This window comes from Micromonospora sp. DT233 (assembly GCF_049841815.1).
Classification (GTDB): domain Bacteria; phylum Actinomycetota; class Actinomycetes; order Mycobacteriales; family Micromonosporaceae; genus Micromonospora.
This window is the reverse complement of sequence record NZ_JBNCLB010000016.1, coordinates 18,511-45,062: the sequence shown is the minus strand read 5'-3', so window position 1 is coordinate 45,062 and position 26,552 is coordinate 18,511. Positions and strand designations below refer to the sequence as shown.

The window sequence follows — 26,552 nt, the reverse complement described above, 5'->3', positions numbered from 1 at the left end:
GGCTGCCCGGCCGGCCCGCTCAGCCGGGCGGCCAGGCGGCCCGTCCAGCCGGCCCGCTCAACCCTCCGGCCAGGCGGCCGGGACGCGTTCCAGCAGCCCACCGGCGAAGACGTCGCGCAGCCCGAGCGGCTTGAGGTGCACGTACCCGATGTGGCAGTCGCAGGTCGCGTTGACGCAGGCCCGGGGGCGCAGCGCGGCCCGCCACGACCCGTCGTACAGGTTGCCGATCGGGGTGTCGACGAAGTGGCAGCGGCGCACCGTGCCGTCGCCGCGCACGGAGATCGCCGTCTCCCCGGCGTGGCAGGGCCGGCCCAGCGACGGGTGCGGGCGCACGCTGTAGCCGAAGAGCGGGTCCAGCGCCGTCCAGGTCGCCTCCTCGGCGGCGGTGTAGCGGCGGCCCTCGGCGGCGTTGACCCAGAGGTAGACCTCGGGTGGCAGCGCGGCGCGCAGTGCCCGCGCCTCGGCCAGGTGCTCCGGCAGGCCGACCACCCCCACCGAGAAGCGCACCCCCAGCTCCACCAGCCGGGCGCAGCGGGCCAGGAACCGCTCCCGGGCGACCTGCCCCGGGTGGTACGTCGTCCAGAGCGCCGCCCGGGTCGGGTCGGCGTCGGCCAGCCACTCCACCCGGGCGGCCAGGTTGGTCTGGATGACCACCCGCGCGACGTGCGGCAGGTGCGACAGCGACACCAGCGCCTCGCGGTACCAGCGCCGGGTCAGCCCCTCGCCCCACGGGGTGAACAGCACCGACAGCCGGGTGTCGGCGGTGGCGGTCACCCAGTCGGTGAACCGGGTCAGCGCCGCCCGGTCGGCGGCCAGCAGCTCCGGCGGGTCGCGCCGCTTGGCGAACGGGCAGTAGGGACAGTCGTAGTTGCAGGAGGCCAGCGGCCCCCGGTAGAGGACCGCCAGCTCGGGCACGGTGGAAGCCGGCACGGCGGAAGCTGGCACGGCGGAGGCTGGCACGGCGGAGGCTGGCACGGCGGGGGCCGGCGCGGCGCAGGCCCGGCCGGCGGGCGCGGGACCCGGCGCACCGGGGGCGGCGCTCAGCTCGACGGGCACGGCACTCACCGGGGCACGTACCCGGTCATCGCCCGGTGCACCCGCGCGGAGGTCAGCCACGGGCCGATCGCGTCCGAGCGGGCCAGCCCGGCCGGGGTGAGCCGCAGCCCGCCGTCGGCGGCCCAGCCCCGGTCGACCAGCCGCCCCAGCTCCGGGAAGTCCGCCCCGGGCGGGCCGCCGAAGCGGGCCGCGTACGCGACCGGGTCCACGCCCTCGGCGCGCAGCAGCGACTTGAGCAGCCAACGGCGGCGCTGCTCGGCGTCGTCGAGGTGGAACCCGAACTCGGCGAAGCGGAAGTCGTCGGCCGGGCGGGCCAGGTAGTCCTCGAGCACCGCCCGGACCTGCGTCACGCTGACCGCGTAGTCGAACGAGTAGTGCAGGGCGGTCGTGTACGAGCGCGCCCCGCAGCCCAGCCCCACCATCCCGTCGTCCTGGCAGCAGTAGTCCGGCCCGTCCGGCGTCGGCACGTCGGCCCGGCGGAACTGCCGCATCGACTCCTGCCGGTACCCGGCCGCGCCCAGGGTCTCCACCGCCTGCGCGTACAGGGCGAGGCGGTGGGCGTCCCAGTCGGCCCGGCCGTGCGCCCGCCGACCCAGCCCGGTCAGCGGCCGCACGTAGAGCGGGTAGAGGTACAGCTCCTCCGGCCGCCAGGCCAGCGCCGCGTCCAGGCTCGCCCGCCAGGTCTGCGCGGTCTGTCCGTCGATGCCGTAGATCAGGTCCACGTTGAGCACCGGGATCGCCGCGTCGCGGATCGCGCCGAGGGCCGTCTCCACCTCCGCGCGGCGCTGCGGCCGGCCGGCGGCGCGGGCCTCGGCGTCGAGGAAGCTCTGCACCCCGATGCTCACCCGCGTGGTGCCGTGCGCGGCGAGCACCGCGAGCCGGTCGGGCGTGGCGGTGGCCGGCGAGGTCTCCACCGACAGCGGTACGCCGGGCAGCCGCGCGCCCAGCGTGGTCGTGGCGATGTCGAAGAGCTCGGTCAGCTCGTCGGCGGTCAAATAGGTGGGGGTGCCCCCGCCGAACGCCGTCCGGGCGAACCCGGCGTCGTCGCCGAGCGCGTCGGCGACCCGCCCGGCCTGCCGGCGCAGCTGCCCCAGATAGGCGGTGACCTGCTCGGCGGGGGCGCCTGAGCGGGTGAACAGGTTGCAGAACCCGCAGCGCATCTCGCAGAACGGCACGTGCACGTAGAGGAAGAGCGCGTCGCGCGGCTGCGCCCGCCAGACGTCGTGCAGCGCCGGCCGGGGCCGCAGCGCCCGGTACGACGTCTTGTGCGGGTACGCGTACAGGTACTGCTGGTACGGCGAGCCGTCGAGGCCCGTGTCGGTGCTGGTCACCGTTCTCCCGGTTGCAGAATGAAGTGGGCGTACGGCACCGTCCACACCACGTCGTGGCCGATGCGGTGGCCGGTGTGACCGTCCTCCCCGTACGCCGTGCCGTGGTCGGAGCACATGATCGTCAACACCGGCCGCCCCCGCCCGGTGAGCAGGTCGAAGAGCCGGTCGACGCGGGAGTCGACGTATTCCAGGGCGGCGGCGTGGCTGGCCAGGTCGTCGTGCTCGGCGCCGGGCAGGTAGTGCCGGTTGGGCTGGTGCAGCGCCGCCACGTTGAGGAACGTGAACAGCGGCCGCGCCGCCGGCACCCGGGGCAGGGTCTCGGCCAGCCGGTCGAGTTGGGCGTCCAGGCAGGCTGGCGAGGTGACCCCGAACGCCGGCTCCCAGTGCGCCTCGGCGAAGAGACCGGGCAGGACCGCGCCGAGCGGGCTGCGCCGGTTGAAGAACCCCACCCCGCCCAGGCAGAGCGTGTGGTAGCCCGCCCCGGCCAGGGCGGTCGGCAGGTCCGCCGCGTCGAAGACCCAGGTGTCGTCGCCGGCGGTCTCGCTGCCGGGGAACGCCGCCGCGTAGAGCCGCTCGTGCCGGCCGGGGGTGACCGGGGTGGGCAGGAAACCGGCGAAGAAGGCGTGGTGCGCGGCGTAGGTGAAGCTGGCGGGGGAGTGCCGGCGCTCCCACCGGCCGCCGGGCAGCACCCGCGCCAGCCGGGGGGTGCGCCCGGCGGCGGCCAGCGCGTCGGCCACGTCCCAGCGCAGCGTGTCCAGGGTGACCAGGCAGATGTCGTGCCCGCCGATCAGGCTCCGCACGCCGCCACCTCCCGCCCGGCGGTGGCGCGCCACGCGGCCCACCGGCCGTCGGTCAGCGCCCGCACCTGCTCGGCGTAGGTGTCCCGGCCGTCGACCAGCACCCCGGGCAGCAGGTCCCCGAACGCGTTGACCTCCGCCACCGCGTGCCGCCGCCACCCCAGCAGGAACATCAGGTCGACGCCGACGTGCAGGCTGCGCGGGAAGCACGCCGCCGCCCGCTCGCAGCTCTCCATCGCCGCCGCCCACGCCGCCGGCCCGGCGGCGGCCCGCACCGCCGCCAGGTCACCGCGCGCGTTGCCCAGGTGCAGGTTCGTCAGCGGCCCCCGGGAGGCGCGCACCACCGCGTGGGTGGGACGGCCGGCGACCACCACCACCCGCAGGTCCACGACCCGGTCGCCGAGCCCCGCCTTGGGTAGCCAGCGCTCCACGTGCAGCCCGTGCGGGGCGATCCGGTCGACGATCGCGGCGACGGTCGCCTCGTCGTCGTACCGCCGCACCCGCAGCGAGTTGTAGAGCCCGTCGCCGGTCACCTCGATCGGGGTGACCGCCCGCACCCGACCGGGGGCGGTCGCCAGGGCGATCACCCCGGCGGCCGAGGAGCCGTGCGCGGGCTTGACGAAGACCCGCGCCCAGCCGGCCGCCGCCATCGCCGCCCGCAGGCTCGCGTACCCGTCGATCGGGGGCAGTGCCCCCGGCACCGGCACCCCGGCGGCGCGCAGCAGCGCGTGGCAGCGCCGCTTGTCGCAGAGCGCCGCGACGTCGGCCGGGTCGTTGAGCAGCTCCGCGCCGCCGGCCGCGACCCGGCCCAGCCCGTCGACCAGCCCCGCGTACGTCTCGGCGAGGCCGATCAGCTCGCCGTGCCGGGCCGGGGTGGCCGCCCGCCGCAGCAGCCGCTCCACCTCCGGGTCCTCGCCGGGGGAGTCGACGCGCACCAGCGCGCCGGCCGGCGGCGGTGCCGCCCCGGTGAGCACGTCGGCCCAGGGCAGCACCGCCGGCCGGGGCAGCCCGGCGGCGAGCACGGCCCGGGTGAACAGGCCGACGCGGCGGTTGTCGGGGTTGCCGACGACGGTCAGCCGCATGTCACTCGCCCACCGCCGTGTAGCGGTAGATGCTGCCGTCCTCTTCCTCGTCCTCGTCGTCCTGCAGGTCGTCCAGGTCGACCTGCACCCCGGGCAGGGCCGCCCGCACGGCATCGGCGGTCTCGTCGCCGATGTAGTGGTGGTGCAGGTCCAGCTTGGACAGGTGGGTCAGCGGCTGCCCGTCGATCAGCGCGAGCGCGCCCCGGTCGCCGAGGGTGCCCAGCGACAGGTCCAGCGCCGTCAACCGCCGCACCACCGGCGCGGTGGCGAGGGCCTCGGCGATGTCGTCGGCGATCTCGGCGTTGCGCAGCCCGAGCCGGCGCAGGGCGGGGAAGCGCTCCCCGGCCAGCAGGGGGGCCAGGTCCGCCACGGTGCTGTCGCCGCCGTAGCCGTCGTTGCCGAGCCAGAGCTCCAGCTCCTCCAGGGCCGGCAGCTCGGAGTCGAGCACCGCCCGGACGAACTCTGCGGAGAGCCCGCCGCTCTGCACCTCCAGCCGGCGCAGCCGCTCATGGCGCACGGGGGAGAACCGGAAGACCTCCCCGCCGCGCACCCGCAGCTCCTCAAGGGCGGGGTAGGCGGCCAGCAGCGGGCTGACGTCACCGACCTTCATCCAGGAGATCTCGCACTCCTCGCTGCCGATGTCGCCGAGGAAGAGGGCCGTCAGGTTCGGCAGGCGCGGCGCGGCCGCGCAGAGCTGGGCGATCGGGGCGTAGTTGGTCCCCGCGTAACCCCAGGAGCCGATGACCAGGGCCTCGACGGAGTCGCCGGCCAGGTCGACGAAGCGCTCGAAGGCATCGCGGAACGCGGGGGAGAACCCTCGATCCATGTCCAGGTCGTCGTCGAATGCCCTGATCTTCCAGGCGACGGGGCCGTCCACGTCGGGCAGTGGGCCGTCTTCGGGGACCTCGACGACGGTGCGGCCGTCGAAGAAGTCGGTGTCGAGATCGTCGCTCATGGTCTGCTCACTCTCCGACCGCGGTGAAGCGGTACTCGCGGCCGTCGTGGACGTCGGGCTGCTGCGGGTCCGACAGGTCGATCTCCACGCCGGGCAGGGTGGCGGTGAGCCGCTGCTGGGCGGGCTCGCTGAGGAAGTGGTGGTGCAGGTCGAGGCGGCGCAGGTGGGTCAGCGGCTGCCCGTCGAGCAGCGCCGCCGCCCCGGCGTCGGTGAACGCCCCCTTGGAGAGGTCGAGGACCTCCAGCCGGGGCACCACGGGGGCGGCGGCGACCGCCTCGGCGATCCGGTCGGCACCCTCGGCGTTGCTCACGGCGAGGTGGCGCAGCGCCGGCAGCCGGGTGCCGGCCAGCACCCCGGCGAGGTCGTCGATCCCGGCGTCGCCGCCGTAGTCGGAGCGGCCGAGCCACAGCTCCAGGCGCTCCAGGGCCGGCAGGTCGGACTCGCCGACCGCGCGGACCACCGACGCGGGCAGCCCGCCGCTCTGGAAGACCAGCTCCCGCAGCCCGGTGTGCCGCACCGGGTCGAGGCGCAGCTCGTTGCCCCCGCGCACCCAGAGCGTCTCCAGCTCCGGGTAGACCGCGAGCAGCCCGGTGATGTCGCCGTGGGTCAGCCAGGAGACCTCAGACTGCTCGTAGGTCAGGTCGGCGAGGAAGAGCGCCCGCAGGGAGGTCCACTCCTTTGCCGCGTCGATCAGCAGCCCGACCGGCAGCGCGTACTCGTAGGACGAGCCCCACTCGCCGACGACCACGGCCCGCACGGCGTCGGCGGGCACCTCGGCGCGCATCGCCGCCAGCAGAAATCCGAACTCCTTCGACCCGGCCTCGGACTCCACCTCCAGCCGCCAGGCGACGGCCGACGGGTCGTCGGGCAGGGTCATCCCGGGGGTGAAGGGGAGCACGGGCAACCCGGCGAACGACGACAGATGTTCGAGGAACACGCCAACCTCCGACTCGACTGGTGCAGCGGCGGCGCGACCGTAGCAGCCCGTACCGACACGTTGATCGCCGATGGCGTCGTACCGGAGGGGCAAGGTCACCAGCATCTAGTCATATATGTCGATGTCTGGTAGAAATTCTGCGAGCGCGTCCCCGGAGACCGTAGGAAATTGACCCTCAGGTGACCAGGAGAACCATGTCCACGAACCGCCCCAGCCTGCGCCGCCGAGCGGCGACCCTGCTCGTCGCCTCGCTCGCCGCCCTCGGCCTCACCCTCGGCCTCGCCGGCCCCGCCCTGGCGGTCAGCCACTCCAGCGCCGCCTCGCAACTGGCCGCCGCCGGCATCGCCCGCTACTCCAGCGGCAACTGCAGCGACCGCAACGTCGCCACCTGCACGTCGCTGGAGGGCGTCCGGCAGGCCACGATCGACGGCATCATCACCTTCAAGCGGGCCAGCGGCTGCGCGGTCACCGTCACCGGCGGCACCGAAACCGGCCACTCCGGCGGCACCTACAGCCACTGGAACGGCTACAAGCTGGACATCGCCATGAGCACCTGCATCCAGAACTACGTCTCGGCGGCCTACACCTACGTCGGGTACATCTCCGGCTTCGGCTACCAGTACCGCGCCGGCTCCGGCAACCTCTACACCCGGGAGGGCAACCACTGGGACATCCTCTTCTACAGCTGCGGCGGCTGCTGACCGCGTACGCCGAGGGAGGCCGTCACCCCGCTCGCGGGTGGCGGCCTCCCGCCCCCGCGGCCGGAGGCGCGGGAGGGCATCAAGGAGCTGCGTCAGGTCGATTCAGGGCTGGTCGACCTGGTGCCTGCCCGCTAGCCGAGGCGCTGGCCCGAGGAGTGACGCCCACTGACTCCGCGGGTCAGGCGTTCGCGGGCACCTCGGGCGCGGCGTGTCCGCCGGTCGTCTCGGCGGGCCGCTCCGGCTCCGGGCGGGACCGCACCGTCGGGTACTCGGCGGTCTCGCCGCCCCCGGCGGCGGCGGCCATCACGGCGGCGGCGGCCAGGTCCGCCACCCGCTTCGCCTCCCGCTGCACCCGGGCCCGGACGTCCTTGGCGTGCCGCTCGACCGACTCCGCCGAGCGGCGTGCCTCGTCCAGCCGGGTGGTCTCGGCGGCCAACTCCTGCCGCAGCTCGCCGAGGCGGTGCTGCAACTGGTTGACCTGGTGGTCGACCGCGGCACCCTCCTGGCGTACGTGGTTGAGCTGCTGCTGGGCGGCCTCCAGCTCGGCGTGCAACTGGGCCAGCGCCTGCCGCTGGGTGCCGACCTCCTGCTGCACGGCGGCGAGCTGCTCCTGATGCGCGGTGGCCTGCTCGTCGGCGCGCTTGCGAACCTCGGTGGAGTACTGCTGCGCCTCGGCGATCAGCGTGGCGATCTTCTCCTCGGCGGCGGTGAGCTGGCCGGCGACCTCCCGCTCGACGGCCGCCCGGTGCTCGGCCAGCTCCTGCTCCGCCGCCGCCCGCCGCTCGTTGATCTCCCGCTCCACGTTGACCCGCCACTGGGCCAGCTCCTGCTGGCTCTGCGTGCGCGCCGCCTGCACCTCCTGCTGGATCTGGGTACGGGCGGCCTTGGTCAGCGCCTCGGCCGCCGCCCGCGCCTGCTCGACCTGCTGGGCGGTCAGCTCGTTGATCCGCTTCGCCTCCTGCTGGGCGTGCTCGTGCGCGGCCTCGCCGTCGACCCGTAGCTGCTCCACCAGCTCCTGGATGTCGGCGAGCTGCGCCTCGGCGGCGGCGCGCCGCTCCTCGTACACCTGCTCCTGCTCGGCGCGGCGGCCGGAGAGCTCGGCCTCCAGGTCGTGCCGCGCCTGGGCGGCCTGCTCGCGCGCCTCGGTCAGGATCCGTTCGGCCTCGGCCTGCAACTCCCCGGCCTGTTGCGCGGCGCTCTCGGCGATCAGCCCGGCCTGCTTCTCGGCCAGCGCGAGGATCTGGTCCACCACCGGCCCCAGGTCCCGAAAGGACGCCCGGTCCACCTGCGCCGGGCGCTGCCGCAGCTCGGTCACCTCCACCTGGAGCTGCTGGACCTGGACGCTGAGGTTGCGTAGCTGGTGCTGGGCCCGGTCCCGTTCCGACGCCAGGGCGGCCGCGCCGGCCTCGACCTGCTCGACGTACCGGTCGACCTGCCGCTTGTCGTAGCCGCGCAGCGTCTGCTCGAAGCTCGGCCGATGGGCCGCGTCTCCCCGGGCTGCGTACGAATCACCAGCAGTGGACATGGGTCGACCTCCGTGCCTGCGGGATGCCGCCGGCGGGACGAGCCTGCGCCGAGCGTGATGCCGCGCCACGTTACCGCCACCGACCGCCACCGGTCACCCCACCCCGCCCACCGTCCCACCCGGCCGGGTGGCCGCTGCGGGGCCTCGGCGAGCGGGGCCGGGGCGCGGGGCGCGAGGGGCGCGCAGCCGACCGAGGGCCGGCTGCCGGCGGCGGGCAGAGCCTGCCCGGCGCCGGTCCCCCCGACGACCAGGGGCGAAGGTGGGGCCGGGGCCGATGCGCAGGCTCGCGCCGGGGCCGCCGTGGAAGGTGGGGCCGGGGCCGATGTACGTGGGGCCGGGGCCGATGCGCAGGCTCGCGCCGGGGCCGCCGTGGAAGGTCGGGCCGGGGCCGATGTAGGTCGGGCCGGGGCCGATCGCGGCGGGGGTTTCGGCGGCGGCCGACCGGTCGCGGATCGGGTCGAGCACGGACGCGGTGGGCTGGGTGGCGTGGGTCATGATCTTCTCCAGTCGGGGATGGGTGTCAGATGTGGACGGTGGCATGCCAGGTCGACAGGAACGCGTCGACCAGCGAATGCGCGCGGGGGTTGACGTCGAAGGACTCCTCGCGCCGTCGCCGGGCCATGTGCGACAGGGCGTCGGCGGCCTCGTTGAGGGCGTGGCCGCTGTGCGCCTTGACGTGGGTGAAGGTCAGGTCGGGCCGGGCGGCCACCCGCTCGGCGAGCCGGACCAGGGTGGGCCGGTCGGCCCAGCGGCGCTGCCGCAGGCGGTATCCGGCGGGCATGACCTCGGTGTCGCCGGCCTGCCAGCGGTGCAGGTAGCGCAGGGCGCCGAGGCTGTCCAGCAGCACGGTCAGCCCGGTGGGCGGTTCGTCGTCGTACGCGGTCAGCAGGTACTCCACGGCGCGCAGCTCGTTGACCAGCACCTGGGAGGGGCCGGTGGGGTCGAGCCGGCCCACGCCCCGGCCGCGCAGGCCGTACCGGCCGTCGCTGACGACGTACCCGATGCCGCCGCAGCTGCCCTTCCAGCTCGCGTCGGTCGCGGCGACCGGGGGCGCGGCCGGTCGCGCCCAGCGGGCCACCAGGCCCCGGCCGCCGCGGGTGTTTCCTGGCGCGATCGTCGCCGGGTGGCAGCGGTGCGCGGCGGCGAGCCGCTCGGCGGTGTCGAGCAGGTGCCCGGCGGCGGCCGGCTCGTCGTAGCGGGCGGCGGTGAGGGCGTAGCCGACGGCGTCGCCGATCTGGACGCACCCGGCGCACCGGGCGGAGCGGGTGTAGCGGCGCAGGGCGGCGGCCCGGTCGCGCAGGTCGGCCGGGAGCAGGGTCAGGGCTGGCAGGAACTCATCGGGGCGCATGGCGACTCCTGACGACCGGGGGTGGGAGGGGGAAGCGCCGCCCCGTTTTCGCTTCCTCGCGGCGGCGATGTCAATGAAAGCACTGACTGTGAATCGTGTCAACAGTAGTGATGCTTGACGGGTGTGCCACACTTCGAGGATGCAGGAAACAGTGACCGTCACGGCGGCGGACATCGCCCGGCTCGCCGGGGTCGGCCGCGCCGCCGTCAGCAACTGGCGCAAGCGCCACGCCGACTTCCCCACCCCCGTGGGCGGCAGCGCCACCAGCCCCGAGTTCGACCTGGCCCAGGTCGAGACGTGGCTACGCGCCCAGGGCAAGCTCGGCGAGCTCTCCACCGCCGACCGGATCTGGCGTCAGCTCCTCGCCGGTGGCGACACACCCGCCGCCGGCCTCGCCGCCGTCGGCGCCCTGCTGCTGGCCCGCCGCCGCGACGACCGGCCCCGCCGCCCACCCGCCGACCCGCGCCTCGCCCCCCTGCTGCCCGACCTCGACGCCCTCGCCGACGACCGGAGCCCACAGGGCGCGTTCGACGAGCTCTGGCAGCGCTTCGCCGCCCACGGCGCGGGCCGCCCCGCCAGCACCCCCGACGACCTGGCCGAACTCATGGTCGCCCTGGCCGGCGTCGGCGGCGGCACCGTGCTCGACCCGGCCGCCGGCACCGGCGCCATCCTGCGGGCCGCCGTCCGCGCCGGCTGCACCACCGCGTACGGGCAGGAACTCGACCCCGACCTGGCCACCCTCGCCGGCCTCTGGCTCGCCCTGCGCGACGTCCCCGGGCAGGTCCGCCCCGGCGACTCGCTGCGCGCCGACGCCTTCGACGGCGACACGGTCGACGCCGTCGTCTGCCACCCGCCCTTCGGCGTCAGCAACTGGGGCGACGACGAGCTCGGCCACGACCCCCGGTGGATCGTCGGCACCACCCCCCGGGGCGAGCCCGAGCTGGCCTGGGCCCAGCACGCCCTGGCCCACCTGCGCGTCGGCGCGCATGCCGTGCTGCTGATGCCGCCCACCGTCGCGGGCCGCCGCTCCGGCCGCCGCATCCGCGGCGAGCTGCTGCGCCGCGGCCACCTGCGCGCCGTCGTGGCGCTCCCGCCGGGCGTGGGCGCGGCGCACGGCGTACCGCTGCACCTGTGGGTGCTGCGCCGCGCCGCCGTCGACGCGCCCCCACCGGCGCGGACGCTGCTGGTCGACGCCGCCGCCACCGACCCGGCCGAGCTGCCCGCGCGGGTCCTCGCCGTCTGGCGGGCCTTCGCCGCCGCAGACGACGCCGAGCTGGAGGAGCCCGGCTTCGCCCGCGCGGTCCCCGTCATCGAGCTGCTCGACGACGACATCGACCTGACCCCCGCGCGCCGCCAACCCACCGTCGCGGCCGAGGCCACCGGCGAGCACCTGGTACGCACCCGCGAGCGCCTCGCCGCTCTCGTCGGCGAGCTGTCGGCGCTGATCCCCCCGGCGGTCGCCGCCGCCGACGGCCCCCCGGAGCCCGCCCTCACCGTCGGCGAGCTGGCCCGCACCGGCGCGCTGCACCTGATCGGCCCGGTCAAGGCCACCGGCCCGGAACAGCCCGGCACCGCAGCCGACGGCCCGCCCGTGCTGACCGTGCCGGACGTGCTGCACGGCGAGGAACCCTCCGGCCGCGACGACGGCAAGCTCGGCCAGCACATCCCGCTCGCCGTCGGCGACGTGGTGGTGCCGATGATCGCCCGGCAGCTCACCCCCCGGGTGGTCACCGCGCCGGGGGCGCTGCTGGGGCGCAACCTCTACCTGCTGCGGGTCAACCCGGCCGCGCTCGACCCGTGGTTCCTCGCCGGGCAGCTGCGCACCTCCGCCAACGGCCGGCAGGCGTCGAGCCTGTCGGGGACGCTGCGCTTCGACATCCGGCGGGCGCTGGTGCGCCGGCTGCCGCTGGACCGGCAGCGGGCCCAGGGGGAGGCGTTCCGGCGGCTGGCCGCCTTCGAGTCGGCAATCCGACAGGCCGCGGAGCTGGGCGCGGAGCTGGTGCAGCTCACCGCCGACGGGCTGGCCAGCGGCGGCCTGCGCTCCGACGGTGACCCGCCGCAGCGGCACGGCTGACCGGGGAGCCGATGGCTCCCCCTCCGACCACGTTGTACGGTCATGCGTCGGTCGGATGTGGAGCGACGACACGCCGGCGGGACGGTGGGGTGTCAGCGTGGGGGAGACGAATGGCGCTGGGCACGATCGGCGGCTATGAACTGGTCAGACCACTCGGTTCGGGGGGCATGGGCGAGGTTTTCTTCGCGGTGTCACCGACGGCCGACCGGGTTGCCCTGAAGGTGATCAGGCAACACCTGATCGAGGAACCGACCGTGCGGGAGCGGTTCGCCGCCGAGGTCGAGAGCCTCAAGCTGGTCTTCGGCTCCCGCATCGCCCGGTTCGAGGACGCCGACCCCTACGCCGATCCGGCCTGGCTCGCCGTCGAGTACGTCGCCGGTGCCACCCTGCGTCAGCACGTCGACGCGCGGGGGCCGTTGTCGCTGCCCATGGCCGCGATGGCCGGCGCGATGCTGGCCGACGGCCTGGCCAAGGTGCACCAGGTGGGGCTCCTGCACCGCGACCTCAAGCCGCAGAACATCATCCTCGGCCCGGACGGCCCGAAGCTCATCGACTTCGGCCTGGCGCTGCTCATCGACCGCAGCGACTACCTGACCGCCCCCGGCGAGCTGGTCGGCACGCCCGCCTACATGTCGCCCGAGCAGGTGCGCGGCGAGCGGGAGCTGACCGCCGCGGTGGACATCTACGGTCTGGCGGCAACCCTGGTCTTCGCCCTCACCGGGCACGGGCTCTACCCGCCGACCAACTCGTGGCATCTGCTGCTGCGGATCAGCGAGCCGGGCGACCTGCCCGACCTCTCCGGCGTGCCCGCCGAGCTGGTGCAGCTGCTCGGGGCGATGCTCGCCTTCGACCCCACCGCCCGGCCCCGGCTCGACGCCGTCCGCACCCGGCTGCTCGCGGTCGCCACCGCCAGCAGCGGCCGGAGCGTTCCGGACCTGCGCCGGGAGGTCGCCGCCCTCACCTACGACGCCGACGCGGAGCTGCCGGTGCCGGCGCACCTGGAGGACCCCCGCCGCGACCCGGAGGACACCACCCCCGTGGCCGAGGAACCCCCGGCGTCGGGTGCCGCCACCACGGAGGCCGCCCCCGAGCGGCCCGCCCCGCCCCCCGTCGACGTGCGCTGGCTGGTCGACAAGATGCGCCGCCAGTACGCCCGCCGTTCGACCCTGTAGGAAGGCTCCACCGATGACCACCCCCCAGGCCGCGACCTTCGCCCCGGGTTCCCGCATCGTCGTCCGGGACGAGGAATGGCTGGTCCGCGGCGTGCGGACCGGCACCGCCGACGGCACCATGATCAAGGCCGTCGGCGTCTCCGAGTTCGTGCAGGACGTCGAGGCCACCTTCTTCACCGGCCTGGAGACGATCACCCCGCTGGTGCCCGAGGAGACGGACCTCGTCCAGGACACCTCGTCGCGGTTCCGGCAGAGCCGCCTCTTCCTGGAGGCCGTGCTGCGGCGCACCCCGCTGCCCCGCACCGAGCGGGGGCTGGCCCTGGTCGACCGGTTCCTGCTGGACCCGCTGACCTACCAGCAGCGCCCCGTCGAGCTGGCCCTGTCCGGCCTACGCCCCCGGATCCTGCTCGCCGACGTGGTCGGCCTCGGCAAGACCCTGGAGGTCGGGCTGATCCTCGCCGAGCTGATCCGCCGGGGCCGGGGCGACCGCATCCTCGTCGTGTCGCCCCAGCAGGTGCTGGAGCAGTTCCAACGGGAACTGTGGACCCGCTTCGCCATCCCGCTGGTGCGGCTCGACTCGACGGGCATCCAGCGCATCCAGCAGGAGATCCCGGCCGGGCGCAACCCGTTCACCCACTTCAAGCGGGCCATCATCTCGGTCGACACCCTCAAGGACGAAGGCCAGTTCGGTCACCACCTCGACGCCACCACCTGGGACGCCGTCGTCATCGACGAGTCGCACAACCTCATCAACAAGGGCACCCACCGCAACACGCTGGCCCGCCGGCTCGCCAAGCAGACCGACGCGCTGCTGCTGGCCAGCGCCACCCCGCACAACGGCGACAAGCAGTCCTTCGCCCAGCTCATCTCGCTGCTCGACCCGGCGGCCATCGCCAACGAGAAGGACTACCAGGCCGCCGACATCGCCCACCTCTACCTGCGGCGCACGAAGATCAGCCCGGAGGTGCGCGACCAGATCGGCGACCGGTGGGCCGACCGGGGCCCCTCGCAGGCGGTGCACTGCGCGGCCGGCGACGCCGAGGAGCGGATCTTCGACGAGCTGACCGACGTGTGGTTGGCCGGCAAGTGGAGCGACGAGGCGATCACGGGCCAGCACCGGCTCTTCCCGTACACCCTGTTGAAATCGTTTCTCTCCTCCCACCGCGCGCTGCACGAGACGGTGACCAACCGGCGCAGGAAGGCCACCGGCACCGAGCTGATGGCGCTGGACCGGCTCGCGGAGCTGACCTCGGCGATGACCGACCGCGATTCCAGCAAGCTCAACCGGCTGGTCGAGGAGCTCAGGGCCATCGGCGTCGGCCGGGGCAGCGACACCCGGGCGGTGGTCTTCTCCGAGCGGGTGTCGACGATCAAATGGCTCGCCGAGGTCGTGCCCGGCCTGCTCGGCCTCCGGCCGAGCGCCGTGCGGGTGCTGCACGGCGGCGTGGCCGACTCCGACGAGCAGAAGATCCTCCAGGAGTTCGAGCTGGCCGGCAGCGACGTGCGGCTGCTCTTCACCGGCGACGTGGCCTCCGAGGGTGTCAACCTGCACCAGCAGTGCCACCACCTGATCCACTACGACATCCCGTGGAGCCTCATCCGCATCGAGCAGCGCAACGGCCGCATCGACCGGTACGGGCAGAAGCACCAGCCGCAGTTCCGGGCGCTCATCCTCGCCTCCGCCCGCGAGGACGCCAAGGACGACCGCACGATCTCGCAGAAGCTCCTCGACAAGGAGGAGGTCGCCCACCGGACCCTCGGCAGCGTCGCGGCCGCCACCGGCCTCTACGACGACAAGGCCGAGACGGAACGGCTGATCCGCGACCTGTTCGCGAACCGGACGGTGGAGGAGTCCTACGAGACGGTCGAAGCCGAGATCGACGTGATGGCCGACCTCTTCGCCGAGGTCGGCACCGCCCCCGTGAGCGCCGACGTGCCCCGCGCCCGGGTGCCGAAGCTCTTCGACTCCACCCGCGACTTCGTCGACGCCGCCCTGCACGAGATCTACGACGACCGGCCCGAGGACCACATCGACCTGCGCCGCGAGGACGAGCTGCTGACGTTCCTCGCCCCCGGCGACCTGGTGCACCGCCTCACCGACCTGCCCCGCTCCTATCTGCGCGCCCACCGCGAGGGCGAGGAGCTGCGGCTGAAGGTCACCTTCGACCGGGCGCTCGCCCAGCGCAAGCTCGACCAGGCGCGGCAGAGCAAGACCCCGACGTGGCCGGAGATCGCCTTCCTCAGCGACGTGCACCCGATGGTCGACTGGCTGGTCGACAAGGTGCTGATCCGGCTCGGCCGCCAGCAGGCCCCGGTGCTGACCGCCGACGTGCCCGCCCCGGCCTTCCTCATCCAGGGCGTCTACGCCAACCGCCTCGGTCAGCCCACCGTGGTCCAGTGGATGGCGGTGACCGGCCTGCCCGAGCGGCCGACGATCCGCCCCATGGACGAGCTGCTGCGCGAGGCCCGGGTCGGCCCGGACATGGTCAACCGCGCCGAGCCGATCGCCACCGACGCGCTGCGGGCCCTGCTCCCGGAGGCCGTCGCCGTGGCCCGCGACCATTTGGCGGGCAAGCGCGCCGAGTGGGATGCGGTCAACGCCGAGCCGCTGCGCCGCCACCGCGAGAAGCTGGCCGTCTTCCAGCAGGCCAGCGTCCTCGACGAGCTGCCCGGCGCGCACCGCGAGAAGCGTCGCCAGCAGGTCGACGCCACCGTCCAGGAGCAGCGCGACCTGCTCGACAGGTTGGAAACCGCCGGCGATCCGCTGCTGCGGGTCCTCGCCGTCCTCGTCCCTTCCACGGAGAGTGCAACCCGATGAGCAACGAGTCGCTGACCAACCGCGGCGAGTACCTCTCCGCGCACTACCTCGCCGAGATCCTCCCCACCGCCGTCAAGGGCGGGCTGGCCAAGCAGTGGGCCGAGCGGGAGAAGGCCGGGCAGGGCACCCCCCGCACCGGGCTGCGCGGCCAACGCCGCCCCTACTTCGACGCGAAGACCGAGCTGGCCGACGACGAGTTCTTCGACCCGGAGCGGCTGCGCAAGCTGCACCAGGACCTGCTCCGGGCCCTCGGCTTCGACCCGCGACCGCAGACGATCACCGTCGAGCGGGCCGGGCACGAGCACCAGGTCAACGTCGCCCATGTCGAGCTGGACGCCGCCCACGGCATCGTCGCCCTGGACTGCGGCTGGGCCGTCGACACCGAGGCCGCCCAGGACCCCGACGGCGCGGGCGCGCTGCTCGACCCGGTGGCGCTGCCCGGCAACGAGACCATCGCCACGGGCGCGAAGCTCGCCTCCTGGCTGCTCGCCGCCGACCACCCCAAGCTGCGGTACGTGCTGGTCCTCAGCGGCGGCGTGGTCACCCTCGCCGACCGGGCCGCCTGGGGGGAGGGCCGTTACTTGGCCGTCAGCCTCGACATCCTCTACGCCCGCAACGACGACCGGGAGTACGACGTCGTCGCGGCCCTCTTCGGCGCCGACTCGCTGCGCCCGCCCGCCGAGGGCGGCACCGAACCCCTCGCCGAGCTGGTCGCCGGCTCCCGCCAGCACGCCGTCGGCGTCTCCAGCGAGCTCCGCGAGGGCCTGAAGGTCTCCGTGGAGCTGATTGCCAACGAGGTCCTCGACCGCATCCGCGCCGCCGGTCACCAGCCGCAGCAGGTGATGGACCTCGACGAGCTGGCCCGGGAGCTGGGCCGGGAGGCGCTGCGCTACCTCTACCGCATCCTGTTCCTGCTCTATGCCGAGGCCCGCCCCGAGCTGGGCGTGCTCCCGGTCAACGACGGCCAGTACCTCGAGGGCTACAGCCTCGCCCGCATCGGCGACCTCGTCTCCCGCCGCCTCGCCCCGTCCGCCGAGGACGGCACCCACCTGTACGAGTCGTTGGACCTGCTCTTCCGCATGGTCAACGAGGGGCACCGCCCGCGCGGCGGCGCGGAGATCGACGACAAGGCCAGCGAGGACGTCGGCCTGCGCTTCGAGCCGATGCGCTCGGATCTCTTCCTGCCGGAGCGGACCAGCCTCATCGGCCGGCTCATCGCCGTGCCGGGCAGCGACCCCGACGACCCGGACGGCCCGAAGATCGACACCCGGTTGCGCAACAAGACCCTCTACGAGGTGCTGCGCCGGCTGATGCTCACCAAGGGCGGCCGGAAGCGGCGCGGCGGCTTCATCTCGTACGCCCAGCTCGGCATCAACCAGCTCGGCGCGGTCTACGAGGGCCTGATGTCGTACACCGGCTTCGTCGCCACCGAGCGGCTCTACGAGGTGGCCAAGAACGGCGACCCGAAGGACGGCTCGTGGATGATCCCCGCCTCCAAGGCCGACGAGTACGACGACGGCGTCTTCGTCTACCGGGAGAACGCCTACACGGGCGTGCGCAGCCGGGTCAGCTATGAGGCCGGGCAGTTCGTCTACCGGCTCGCCGGCCGGGACCGGCAGACCAGCGCCTCCTACTACACCCCGCAGTCGTTGACCGAGGTCACCGTCCAGTTGGCCCTGAAGTACCGCCTGGACCAGGATGGCGCCACCACCGCAGCCCGTGAGCTGCTGGACTGGACGATCTGCGAGCCGGCGCTGGGCTCCGGCGCGTTCCTCAACGAGGCCATCAACCAGGTCGCCGCCGAGTACCTGCGCCGCCGCCAGGCCGAACTGGAGGTCACCCTCGACCCGGAGGACTACCACCTCGAACTACAGCGGGTGAAGGCATACATCGCCCTGCACAACTGCTACGGCGTCGACCTCAACCGCACCGCCGTCGAGCTGGCCGAGGTGTCGCTCTGGCTCAACGTCATGCACGCCGGCCTGCAGGCCCCCTGGTTCGGCCTGCACCTGCAACGCGGCAACTCCCTGATCGGCTGCGGGCGCAAGACGTACACCCCGGCGCAGCTCGCCGACAAGTCGTGGCTGGCCACCGCCCCGGCCGAGAAGCCGTTTCGGGACGGGCCGATCGAGGCCGGCACCATCCACCACTTCCTGCTCCCCGCCGACGGCTGGGGAGCGGTCGCGGGGGAGAAGGAGGCCCGCGAGCTGGCCCCGGCCGAGACCGCCAAGCTCAAGGCCTGGCGTACGGCGATGAAGCGCACGCCGTCCGCGAAGGGGAAGAACTCGCAGGTCCAGCGGTTGCAGGCGCTCGCCGGGCGGGTCGAGTTCCTGTGGGGGCTGGTGCAGCAGCGCCTCGCCATCTCCGAGCGGGAGATCCGCCGCGACATCAAGGTCTGGGGTGCGGACGACCTGCCCGAGGTGAGCGGGGCGGTGGCCCGGGAGCAGATCCTCGCCGACCTGACCGCGCCCGGGACCCCGTACTGGCGGCTGAAGACGCTGATGGACGTGTGGTGCGCGCTGTGGTTCTGGCCGCTGGACAAGGTGGGGCTGCTCGACGGCTCCGACCCCGCGTACCCGGCCGCGCCCGTCCAGGTGTCGCACGTCAGCGAGGTGCCGGCGGACGAGGAGCCGGTGGTCTACGAGGTCGCGGACCTCTACGGCAACGTGCAGGCGCAGCAGGCGAAGCTGCCGACGAAGCCGGTCGGGGGGACGCGGCGGGTGACGGTGGCGGAGCAGTTGCGCCAACAGGTCCCGTTGACGAACCTGGACGACTGGCTTGCGTTCGCGGAGGCGCTGATCGGGCGCAGCGACGCGGACGAGGCCACGGAGCGGTTCTACGGGCGCGAGTTGACGAGCCTGAGCGCGATGAGCGACTTCGAGCAGAAGCTCGACGGGGTGATCGGCGTCGACTCGCCATGGATGCTCTCGGACCGGTTCCCCTGGCTCCTGGCCGCCGACCAGATCGCCAACCAGCAGGGCTTCTTCCACTGGGAACTGACCTTCGCGCAAGCCTTCATTCGAGGTGGGTTTGACCTCCAAGTGGGCAATCCTCCTTGGGTTAGGCCGCAATGGCACGAAGGTGATCTGTTGGCTGATCGAGATCCGTGGTTCGGGATGGTAGAAAAGCCGGACGTTAGCGATTGGAGGAGGCGTAAGCAGGCTCAGCTTGCTACCGAGGATGGGCTCCGTTCATTCGTTGGGGAACTTGCTGCTTACGCGGCCACTTCATCAACTTTCGGAACGCCCTCTTCTTATGTTCTTATGGTCGGCACGAAGCCTGATCTGTACAGGGCTTTTATGGTCCGCTCGTGGGGAAATATTGCTCCAGCTGGCGTTAGCGGCCTTTTGCATCCCGACTCGCATTTCAGTGGGACGAGAGAGGGCAATCTCCGGGCTGCTGCGTACGAGCACTTGAGATTCCATGCCCACTTCCATAACCGGCGCGGAATATTCGATGAAGTTCACGCGAACACTGAGTTTGCGATCAACATTTATGGGAAGCCGCAAACCGTTAACTTTACTCACATCAGTTGGTTGTTCGACGCTTCGACGCTAACAGGCTCGCTTGTTCACGATGGCAAAGGTGAGGAGCCAGGAATTAAGCATGCAGGCGCGTGGGATATCCGCCCTCACCGTGCGCGCCTCGTGGTTGTGGATGAAGAACTGCTGGCGGAATGGCAAGGCCTTTCAAGCGATACCGCAATACCTGTCCGACAGGCGCGTCTGCTGTATCCGGTGACTCAAGCGGAATCGCCGATTATTTCTTCGCTGGCGCGATTCAGATTAAGGGTCATGCATGATCGCCCCTCCATCACTATCGGTTTCGATGAGGGGAAGGGCAAGCGTGATGGGTTGGTTAGGTGGGCGACTGCCCAAGCCGGTGACTGGGAGGATGTGGTGATCCAGGGCCCTCATTTAGGTGTTGCTACCGCCTTCCACAAACAGCCGAAAGTGCCTTGCCGGACGAATCGGGACTGGGTTGGCTGGGACCTGGGGGATCTGGAACTTAAGGCGGTGCCGAGAACGAACTATGTGCGCGCTTGTGATGAGGGCCGTTACAGGGACGCCCACGACCGCTGGAATGGGAAGCCGCATACTGAGTTCTTTCGTCTTGCTTGGCGTAGGCTGATCGCGTTCGATAGTGAACGAAGCCTTTTTGCTGCGATTATTCCGCCTGGCCCAACTCACGTTCATTCTGTCCAGTCCCTCGCCTTTTCGGATGATCGAAAGACTGTCCTTTGTGCGGGTTTCTGGGCGTCGATCTGTTTAGATTATTTGTTAAGGATAACGCGCAGAAGTGATCTCCAGGTCGCGGAAGCTCTTGCAATGCCTCTCCCTGAACCGACGCATCCCCTTGCTGATGCGTTGGCGCTGCGCGCCCTGCGCCTCAACTGTCAGACGGCAGCTTATTCACCTCTATGGCGTAGCGCTTACTCTGAGAGTTTTGGGCGGGAAGAGTGGGCCGTTAATTGGCGCGGAGTCCGCAATTTATCTATCCGTGATAATGAATGGGCGGCCGGGGTGCCGCTGAGGTCTGAACTTGAGCGATGGGCGGCACTCGTGGAGATCGATGCGATTGTTGCGGTTTGGATTGGCCTCGATGCTGAGCAGCTTGTAAGTATATACCGATCTCGTTATTCGATCATGTCAGATTATGAATCGGGCATATGGCATGATGCGCGTGGGAGAAAGGTTGCCGCTAATCACAACTCCTTCGGATTTGGCCAAGAAAAAAGTCATTACGAACAACTTCGGATTCACTTGGACGATCCGGAGCACAATTCCGCACCGGAGGGCTATGCCCCTCCATTCTGCAAGGCGGATCGGGAGAGTGGGTATCGGCGGGCGCACGCCGTTTTCCATAAGCGGTTACAGGATTCGATCGGCGCGGCTTGATCGCAGTCATAGCCGCATACCATCCCTACCCCTAGCTAGGGCGTGGCCGTGTCCTTGATCTGAAGGACGACTGGCCCTGCGGCGGTCGACGCGATCAACGCTTCATAAGTGGCATTCCGATTGTCAGTTTTAGCAGACCCCATCCACTTGTAGCGCACCGACAATTCGTATGTGCCCTTGACGCGGTAAATCCCGAACTGCTGGTCGAAGGTAGCGCGAGCAGTTAGAATGGGATCGCCCGTGAAGGACCATTTAATCTTCTCGGCGCCCGGCGGTGGACTCCACTCCGGACATCCCGCGGGCATAGCCGACTTCGCGCCGCGTGCGCACCGTGTGAACGCGTCGCTCAGCTTCGCCGCCGCAGGTTCCCATGGCATCTTGGGATCTTCTTTAACCACCTTGGGGTCACCTATTGCCGAATGCTCCTTAATGTTTTGGACGTCAAGCTTTCCGTCCACCCACTTTATTTTGGCCCAATATTTCGCTGGCGTCACGACGCGACGCACCTCTTTCGAGGCGGTGTAGTCCGCCGTCACGATGATGGTCCCCAGCATGTCAAAGCGGCTTTCCGCCTCGGTGTAGTGGATGACCGGAGCTTCGAGTGGATTACCGTAGAAGACCCAACGGAGCTTGGAGACATTTGATGTTTCGGTGATGGATTGCGGGCAGTTGGCGGGAGTCGCGGACGTCGACGTCGCGCACCTCTCGAGCCAGCCACTGGCAGCCGCGATTACGGCCTCCTGCTTCACCTCAGCTGGCCAGGGATCCGATATCGCTGGGAACGGCTCATCTCCGCCGAAGATGAAGTAGCCCAGGACGGCAAGGACGACGACCACGCCCAAGCCACCGCCGCCTGCGGCTGCTGCGGTCCCATGGCCCGAGCTAAACTCCGTCGCCTCAGCCTCAGATTCGCTTCTTCCGGCATCAGGCTCGACTCCGAAATGGTTGCGTATGTTGTTATAAACAGGCCCTTCGTAGTAGTCCCCCTTGACGTTGGCCTGACGTTCCCCGCCAAAGCCAATTTGCTTGTCTACCACCCTCACCTGCTCTCGCAATCGCCACGGCCTCGCTCGAAGTAGTTACCCGCGACGTTGGCCTGACGTTCCCCACCAAACCCGAACTGGTTGACGATGGGGCTATCTCTGTCCGGCTTCGCCGGGCTGCTCGGGGTGTCCCGATCTTGAGCGCCTGACGAGGACGCTGACTTGCTGGCGCTTCCAATCGTTAAGGCCACGCCGATCATCGCTACCGGCAACGCGATGATATTGGCCCAGGCTGCAGCGCCATCGAGGCTTCCGCTGAAGATCATTACCAGCGAAACGATGATCAATAGGCAGAGTGCGAAGGCGGTCAGGCGTCTTTTAGGCACGCCCTCCAGCATGAATGACGGATGCATCCCCACGGAAGCGCCGAGCGGGAATGTCCTTGATCTGTCACTGCCGGGCTCCGCCAGCTGTCTACCCACCGGCCATCAACTCCCACCGCGAGTGCTGGGGACAGCCTGCCTGATTCCATTTTCAGAGCGCGTTTGGGATGTGTGCTGATCGGGCGTGTCGCACAGCGGGTCCGATCGATGAGCCGGGTCCGGTCGGTAGGCGGGTATTGGTCGCGAGTGCGGCGGTACCCGTCTGACCTGACCGATGCCGAGTGGAAGATCTCGGCTGACGCCTCTCTCGCCACCAGTGCACCCGGCGAGCATGCCGGCTGCGCTCCCGTCGGCCGCACGGCTCAGTGCGTGGGCTTGGTAGACCGGACGAAGCTGGTCCAGGAGGTGGGGGAGAAGGTGAGGGCGGGCCCGGCCGGGTCCTTGCTGTCGCGTACGGCGACCAGGCCGGGAAGGTTGTTGGCAACCTCCACGCAGTTGCCGCCGTTGCTGCCGCTGCGGCTGCTCTTGCGCCACTGTGCCCCGGTCAACTCAGCCATGGTGGACCTCCGTAATGATCTTGTTGATGAGGTTCCTTGATTGTGCCTCATCAAGGGCGAGATCATCGAGGCTTGCCCACACCTGCTCGTAGGCGGCGTACTCCTCCGGCCGATCCAGATAGAGCGCACCGGTCCACGACTCGCTGTAGATCACGGGTGGCTCGGGCGTGGCCCGGTTGCCCAGCGGGAAGTCGAGGATGACGAATGCGCCTGCCTCTGCGCCGCGATGCATCTTCGCGGTCAGCGGAAGTATTCGGATGGAGACGTTGGGCATCTCGTCGGCGGCCAGGAGTCGACGGAGCTGGTCGGCCATCGTCGCAGGCTCGCCGACCGTGCGGAGCAGGGCTGCTTCGGCAAGGATGACCTCGAGTCTGGGTGCCCGAGGCAGCCGTCGCTCCAGGATGGCCTGGCGTTGCAGCCGCACCTCGACCAAGCGTGCTCGCTCCTCGTCCGTCGTGTCGGCTCGGTGCTGGTACACGGCGAGCGCGTAGTCGCGGGTCTGTAGCAGCCCAGGGACCAGGGTGTTCTCGTACTCACGAAGCTGATGCGCGGCGGCTTCCAGCCCGACGTACATCTCGAACCAGTCTGGGATGGCGAGGCCGTAGGAGTGCCACCAGCCCTTGGCCTTGGTCTCGGCCGCCAGGGCGGTGAGGGCCTTGGTCAACTCGCGCTTCGCACCGTACAGCTCGCACATGCCCTGCACGTCGACCGGGCGCACGGAGCCGAGGCCGCTTTCGATGCGCCAGACCTTCTGCCGGCTGCAGTACAGCGCCTCCGCCGCGCCGTCGATCGTGATCCGTGCCTCGGTGCGCAGGTCCCGCAGCGTTCGCCCGAGCTGCCGTCGGGGGACTGTCGATCCCAGGTCTTCGGTCATCCGCTTCCCGCTCCTCTCCGGTGTTGCGTTTTGTTACATCCTCTTTGGCGTCGGTGAAACATCGGAATGGTGCCCTGGAATGAGTGGGGGAGTGGGCGGCCATTCGATTCGAAGGTGTCTCCCGACCCTACAAGAAGCCCCCGACAAGAGCCATCACCGTGCAATTCCCACGCGTGGGCGAGTTCTCGACGCGCGGGGGATCATTGCTGCTTGTCGTCCAGTCATCCCCGTCCGAGCGACGGTCCGTAGTGGATCGGTCGAGGTGGCGGGCGGCGAAGATCGATAGGTTCGCCGTATGGAATATCAACGCCACTCGGCGGCAGCCGGAGGCGCACGAGGTGCATAGCGCAGATCCGGAGTGGTACACCTGCCGCGCCGACTGCCCGGCGGCGGTGGCCGCCGCAGCCGCACCGGCGGCCTTCCGCCTGCCCGCCGCTCTCGCGGTCCCCGACGATCGCAAGGCGCCGTGCCTGCCCTGCGCAGTGCCGTGGGCATCACGGGTTGCCGGTGAGCCCGCCCTTCCAGGGGTCTTCGAAGAATAGGGCGGCGTCGACCGGTGCGCCGGTCATCGCCTCCAGCACTGCGGCGGCGCGTTGTGAGAAGGTCAGATCGGTGCGGGAACGAGGTCCGCCGGCGCCGAACGTGGCGACGACGGGCTCGGGTGGCGTACCCCAGACTCTGCCGCTGATCAGGTCGAGCGTCGCGTTGACCTGCCCGTCCACGGCGAACGTCGCGTTGACCTGGTTCGGGTCGGACATGACGGAGCAGGCGGCGCCGCCGGCGGCGGAGAGCCGGGAGAGCACGGCGTGGTCCAGGCCGACCCAGCCGGTCGTCGCCTCCAGCTCAAGGGCCATCGTCCACCGCGCGGTGACCTGTTTCGCCAGCAGCAGCACCGACCGGTCACCCGGCCGCCGCGTGGAGAGCCGATCGGCAACCAGCCGTACCGCGTCGGGTATGTCGCGGGGCTCGGCCACCCCCATGCGGTGAAGCGTCTCTTCGGCACGCAGCGCAGCGACGGTGATGCACCACCCCTCGCCGAGGGTCTGGTGGAGGTTGAGCGGTTCTGGCACGGGTTACCTCCGGGCGGTGGGGCCTCGCGGACACGAGGCCCCACCGGGCTGGTCAGCCTCGGATGTTGACGTAGAACTTGTCGTTGACCTCGAACGGCCGGTCAAGGCCGGCGTCCCAGGCCAGGATCCTATCGTCGACGTAGTAGGCGATCAGCTTTCCGCCGGCGACGCTGTTGTCGTGTTGCTTGACCGCGTCGACCGAGAAGTTGAAGTCGGGGTGCTCCGGGTCGGGATGCCCCGCGCCCTCCAGGGTCGAGGCGAACGGGTACTCGTCGCACTGCTCGTCAGGGGTATTGGGCGGCACGGGCAGCCCGGTCAGCTGATACATGTGCCCGTACGGCGGCAGGCCGTAGCAGGCGCCGTTCTTGTGGTCGGAGTTCGCCTGCACCAGCGTCGGGTGCAGTTCCTGGGTGATCCGGTGCAGCGACGGCGCGGTGTTGTTCCCCGGGAAGAACTTGCCCGGGATGTTCTTGTCGCGCGGCCACGGAACGCCGTCCGGCGCCAGCATCGGATAGGTGCTGTTCGGGTCGTTCTGCGCTGTCCAGATGTGCAGCGACACGTCGGTGTAGTCCGACACCAGGTCGTAGGTCAGGTGCGGGATGGTCTCCGTGAAGATGCACGCCTTCGGGTACCGGGTGCCGAACCTCTGGAAGTACGTGGCCGAGTCGCAGCGCACCAGCCGCGGCGCGGTGTTGCCTGGCCGGATCGTGTGGTACTGACTGGAGTCCGTGTAGGCCGAGACGTACCAGCGGTTGACCGACAGCTTGTCCCGGCCCTCGGTCACCACCTCGTGGTTGTACACGTCCCAGTAGACCCAGCGGGTGTAGTTGTCCCACGTCGCCCACGGCATCGTCGCCGCACCCCGGCTGGCGTGGCAGACCTCGAATTCCTCGCTGCAGTGGCCGATCAGGCTCAGGGGCACGTTGGGTGCGACGAAGAGGTTGTCGAACCATCCCCAGTCGTAGTCGACCGAGTCCTCCTCGATCTTGGAGAACACCCGGACTCTGCGGTCCTTGTCGTCGCCCTGGGTGAAGACCTCCAAATTCGCCGTCGTGGTGCCTTCCTTCTCGATCGGAATTCCCTTGTTGTCGATCTCCCAGTACTCGGCCGTCAGCCTGATCTTGGCACAGTAGGTGAACCGGTTGTGGATACGTCCGATGCCGCGGTCGGCGCCGCCCGCGTCGAAACATTCCTTGACGCGGGCGGCGGCGGGCTGTTCGCCGATCGGCGCGGCGGCCGTGGTGCCCATCGACGCCTTGGACGCGGGCCTCGCGGGTTGCGGGTGCGCCGCGATCTGCCGGTTGGCCTCCTGCTGCGCGTCGAGCAGCGACAGCGCCGGCACCCGTTGCTGCTGGTCGTAGCGGGGGGCGTGGTCGGCGGGCTGGGGCTCGGCCGGTGGGGCCGGCGTCTGCGAACCCGCCGATCGCTGTCCCTGCGCGCGCAGCCGATCGAGGTCGGCCCCTCGGATGCCGACGGTCGTCTTGATCGTGAGGACGGCATCGTCGGCGACCTGCCGGCCCGCCTCCGGGGCGGCGTACGCGGGTACAGACAGCGGCGCCGCGACGGTCAGGAGGGTGACCGCGATGGCGGCCACCCCTGTGCCTGGGCGGCGGAGATGACGGTGAAACACGTTTCCTCCTTGATCGTTGTTTCCGGCCGTTCGCCGGCACGCGACATCGATACGGAATGATCGCGACGGAATCCGAACAAGGACCATGCGTCTCCGCAGGCGCGGGCGGCGCCCGCCCACCGGCATCGCATGCCGCCTCAAGTACGCGGAGAGCATCTCTCCACCGAGCCAGGTCCCCGTCTTCGTGTCGCAGCTCTCGGATCGAAGTGCGACATTATGCAAACAAGTGCTCGCGGTGCGCGTCAACGCTTGTGTCAGGCCACTGACATCCATTTCCTAGCGGCAGTACGCTGCGACGAAGGCCCCGTGAATCCCGCGATATGTTGGATGAGTGACCCGTTATGCAAATGGCATTGCTCAA

General features: G+C 70.8%; 20 protein-coding genes. 5 read left to right on the top strand and 15 right to left on the bottom strand.

Annotation, left to right across the window (positions count from 1 at the left end; all coding sequences use genetic code 11):
• Positions 1-57: 57 nt before the first annotated feature.
• Genes ACLQ2V_RS24725 through ACLQ2V_RS24700 form a run of 6 tightly spaced genes read right to left on the bottom strand, consistent with a single transcriptional unit; the run spans position 58 to position 6,158 of the window.
• On the bottom strand, positions 58-1,065 hold the full coding sequence (locus tag ACLQ2V_RS24725) for an STM4011 family radical SAM protein (protein ID WP_425720963.1): 1,008 nt from the start codon (positions 1,063-1,065) through the stop codon (positions 58-60).
• The gene (locus ACLQ2V_RS24720) at positions 1,062-2,387 is read right to left on the bottom strand and encodes an STM4012 family radical SAM protein (RefSeq protein ID WP_425720962.1); all 1,326 of its coding nucleotides are present in this window, start codon (positions 2,385-2,387) and stop codon (positions 1,062-1,064) included. Before ACLQ2V_RS24720 ends, ACLQ2V_RS24725 begins: the two co-directional genes overlap by 4 nt.
• Complete coding sequence (locus ACLQ2V_RS24715) at positions 2,384-3,187, bottom strand: STM4013/SEN3800 family hydrolase (protein ID WP_425720961.1); 804 nt, start codon at positions 3,185-3,187, stop codon at positions 2,384-2,386. The genes ACLQ2V_RS24720 and ACLQ2V_RS24715 overlap by 4 nt, the downstream gene beginning before the upstream one ends.
• Positions 3,175-4,266, bottom strand: coding sequence for an STM4014 family protein (locus ACLQ2V_RS24710; protein ID WP_425720960.1), 1,092 nt, complete (start codon positions 4,264-4,266; stop codon positions 3,175-3,177). Before ACLQ2V_RS24710 ends, ACLQ2V_RS24715 begins: the two co-directional genes overlap by 13 nt.
• A 1-nt stretch (position 4,267) precedes the next feature.
• The gene (locus ACLQ2V_RS24705) at positions 4,268-5,221 is read right to left on the bottom strand and encodes an STM4015 family protein (RefSeq protein ID WP_425720959.1); all 954 of its coding nucleotides are present in this window, start codon (positions 5,219-5,221) and stop codon (positions 4,268-4,270) included.
• 7 nt (positions 5,222-5,228) lie between these two features.
• Complete coding sequence (locus ACLQ2V_RS24700; protein WP_425720958.1) at positions 5,229-6,158, bottom strand: STM4015 family protein; 930 nt, start codon at positions 6,156-6,158, stop codon at positions 5,229-5,231.
• Positions 6,159-6,352: 194 nt separating this feature from the next.
• Here ACLQ2V_RS24700 and ACLQ2V_RS24695 point away from each other — a divergent pair, with 194 nt between their 5' ends.
• Positions 6,353-6,859 carry a hypothetical protein gene (locus ACLQ2V_RS24695; protein ID WP_425720957.1) on the top strand — a complete coding sequence of 169 codons (507 nt, stop codon included), beginning with the start codon at positions 6,353-6,355 and terminating at the stop codon, positions 6,857-6,859.
• Between the two features lie 178 nt (positions 6,860-7,037).
• Here the strand turns inward: ACLQ2V_RS24695 and ACLQ2V_RS24690 are convergent, their stop codons facing one another.
• From ACLQ2V_RS24690 to ACLQ2V_RS24680, 3 genes are all read right to left on the bottom strand, one after another.
• Positions 7,038-8,384 carry a hypothetical protein gene (locus ACLQ2V_RS24690; protein WP_425720956.1) on the bottom strand — a complete coding sequence of 449 codons (1,347 nt, stop codon included), beginning with the start codon at positions 8,382-8,384 and terminating at the stop codon, positions 7,038-7,040.
• A 93-nt stretch (positions 8,385-8,477) separates the two neighbouring features.
• Positions 8,478-8,879 carry a hypothetical protein gene (locus tag ACLQ2V_RS24685; RefSeq protein ID WP_425720955.1) on the bottom strand — a complete coding sequence of 134 codons (402 nt, stop codon included), beginning with the start codon at positions 8,877-8,879 and terminating at the stop codon, positions 8,478-8,480.
• Between the two features lie 25 nt (positions 8,880-8,904).
• On the bottom strand, positions 8,905-9,732 hold the full coding sequence (locus ACLQ2V_RS24680) for a ribonuclease HI (protein ID WP_425720954.1): 828 nt from the start codon (positions 9,730-9,732) through the stop codon (positions 8,905-8,907).
• A 139-nt stretch (positions 9,733-9,871) separates the two neighbouring features.
• Between ACLQ2V_RS24680 and ACLQ2V_RS24675 the strand changes: the two genes are divergently transcribed.
• The 4 genes from ACLQ2V_RS24675 (at position 9,872) to ACLQ2V_RS24660 (ending at position 20,694) form a co-directional block, all read left to right on the top strand.
• Positions 9,872-11,806 (top strand): N-6 DNA methylase, encoded by a 1,935-nt coding sequence (locus ACLQ2V_RS24675; RefSeq protein ID WP_425720953.1) that lies wholly within the window; start codon positions 9,872-9,874, stop codon positions 11,804-11,806.
• A gap of 110 nt (positions 11,807-11,916) precedes the next feature.
• Positions 11,917-12,978: a serine/threonine-protein kinase gene (locus tag ACLQ2V_RS24670; RefSeq protein WP_425720952.1), complete on the top strand. Its 1,062-nt coding sequence runs from the start codon at positions 11,917-11,919 to the stop codon at positions 12,976-12,978.
• A gap of 13 nt (positions 12,979-12,991) precedes the next feature.
• On the top strand, positions 12,992-15,796 hold the full coding sequence (locus ACLQ2V_RS24665) for a helicase-related protein (RefSeq protein ID WP_425720951.1): 2,805 nt from the start codon (positions 12,992-12,994) through the stop codon (positions 15,794-15,796).
• Positions 15,793-20,694 carry a class I SAM-dependent DNA methyltransferase gene (locus ACLQ2V_RS24660; protein ID WP_425720950.1) on the top strand — a complete coding sequence of 1,634 codons (4,902 nt, stop codon included), beginning with the start codon at positions 15,793-15,795 and terminating at the stop codon, positions 20,692-20,694. Before ACLQ2V_RS24665 ends, ACLQ2V_RS24660 begins: the two co-directional genes overlap by 4 nt.
• Before the next feature lie 35 nt (positions 20,695-20,729).
• Here the strand turns inward: ACLQ2V_RS24660 and ACLQ2V_RS24655 are convergent, their stop codons facing one another.
• The 6 genes from ACLQ2V_RS24655 to ACLQ2V_RS24630 all read right to left on the bottom strand — a co-directional run bounded on the left by ACLQ2V_RS24655 (position 20,730) and on the right by ACLQ2V_RS24630 (position 26,347).
• Entirely contained in the window at positions 20,730-21,731 is a 1,002-nt protein-coding gene (locus ACLQ2V_RS24655; RefSeq protein WP_425720949.1) for a hypothetical protein, read from the bottom strand.
• 2 nt (positions 21,732-21,733) lie between these two features.
• Positions 21,734-22,075 (bottom strand): hypothetical protein, encoded by a 342-nt coding sequence (locus ACLQ2V_RS24650; protein ID WP_425720948.1) that lies wholly within the window; start codon positions 22,073-22,075, stop codon positions 21,734-21,736.
• A gap of 347 nt (positions 22,076-22,422) precedes the next feature.
• A complete protein-coding gene (locus ACLQ2V_RS24645) occupies positions 22,423-22,617 on the bottom strand; it encodes a DUF397 domain-containing protein (protein WP_425720947.1) in 195 nt (64 codons plus the stop codon).
• Positions 22,610-23,491 carry a helix-turn-helix domain-containing protein gene (locus tag ACLQ2V_RS24640; protein WP_425720946.1) on the bottom strand — a complete coding sequence of 294 codons (882 nt, stop codon included), beginning with the start codon at positions 23,489-23,491 and terminating at the stop codon, positions 22,610-22,612. Before ACLQ2V_RS24640 ends, ACLQ2V_RS24645 begins: the two co-directional genes overlap by 8 nt.
• A gap of 494 nt (positions 23,492-23,985) precedes the next feature.
• Entirely contained in the window at positions 23,986-24,561 is a 576-nt protein-coding gene (locus ACLQ2V_RS24635; protein WP_425720945.1) for a hypothetical protein, read from the bottom strand.
• A gap of 52 nt (positions 24,562-24,613) precedes the next feature.
• On the bottom strand, positions 24,614-26,347 hold the full coding sequence (locus ACLQ2V_RS24630; protein ID WP_425720944.1) for a NucA/NucB deoxyribonuclease domain-containing protein: 1,734 nt from the start codon (positions 26,345-26,347) through the stop codon (positions 24,614-24,616).
• Between the last annotated feature and the right edge of the window lie 205 nt (positions 26,348-26,552).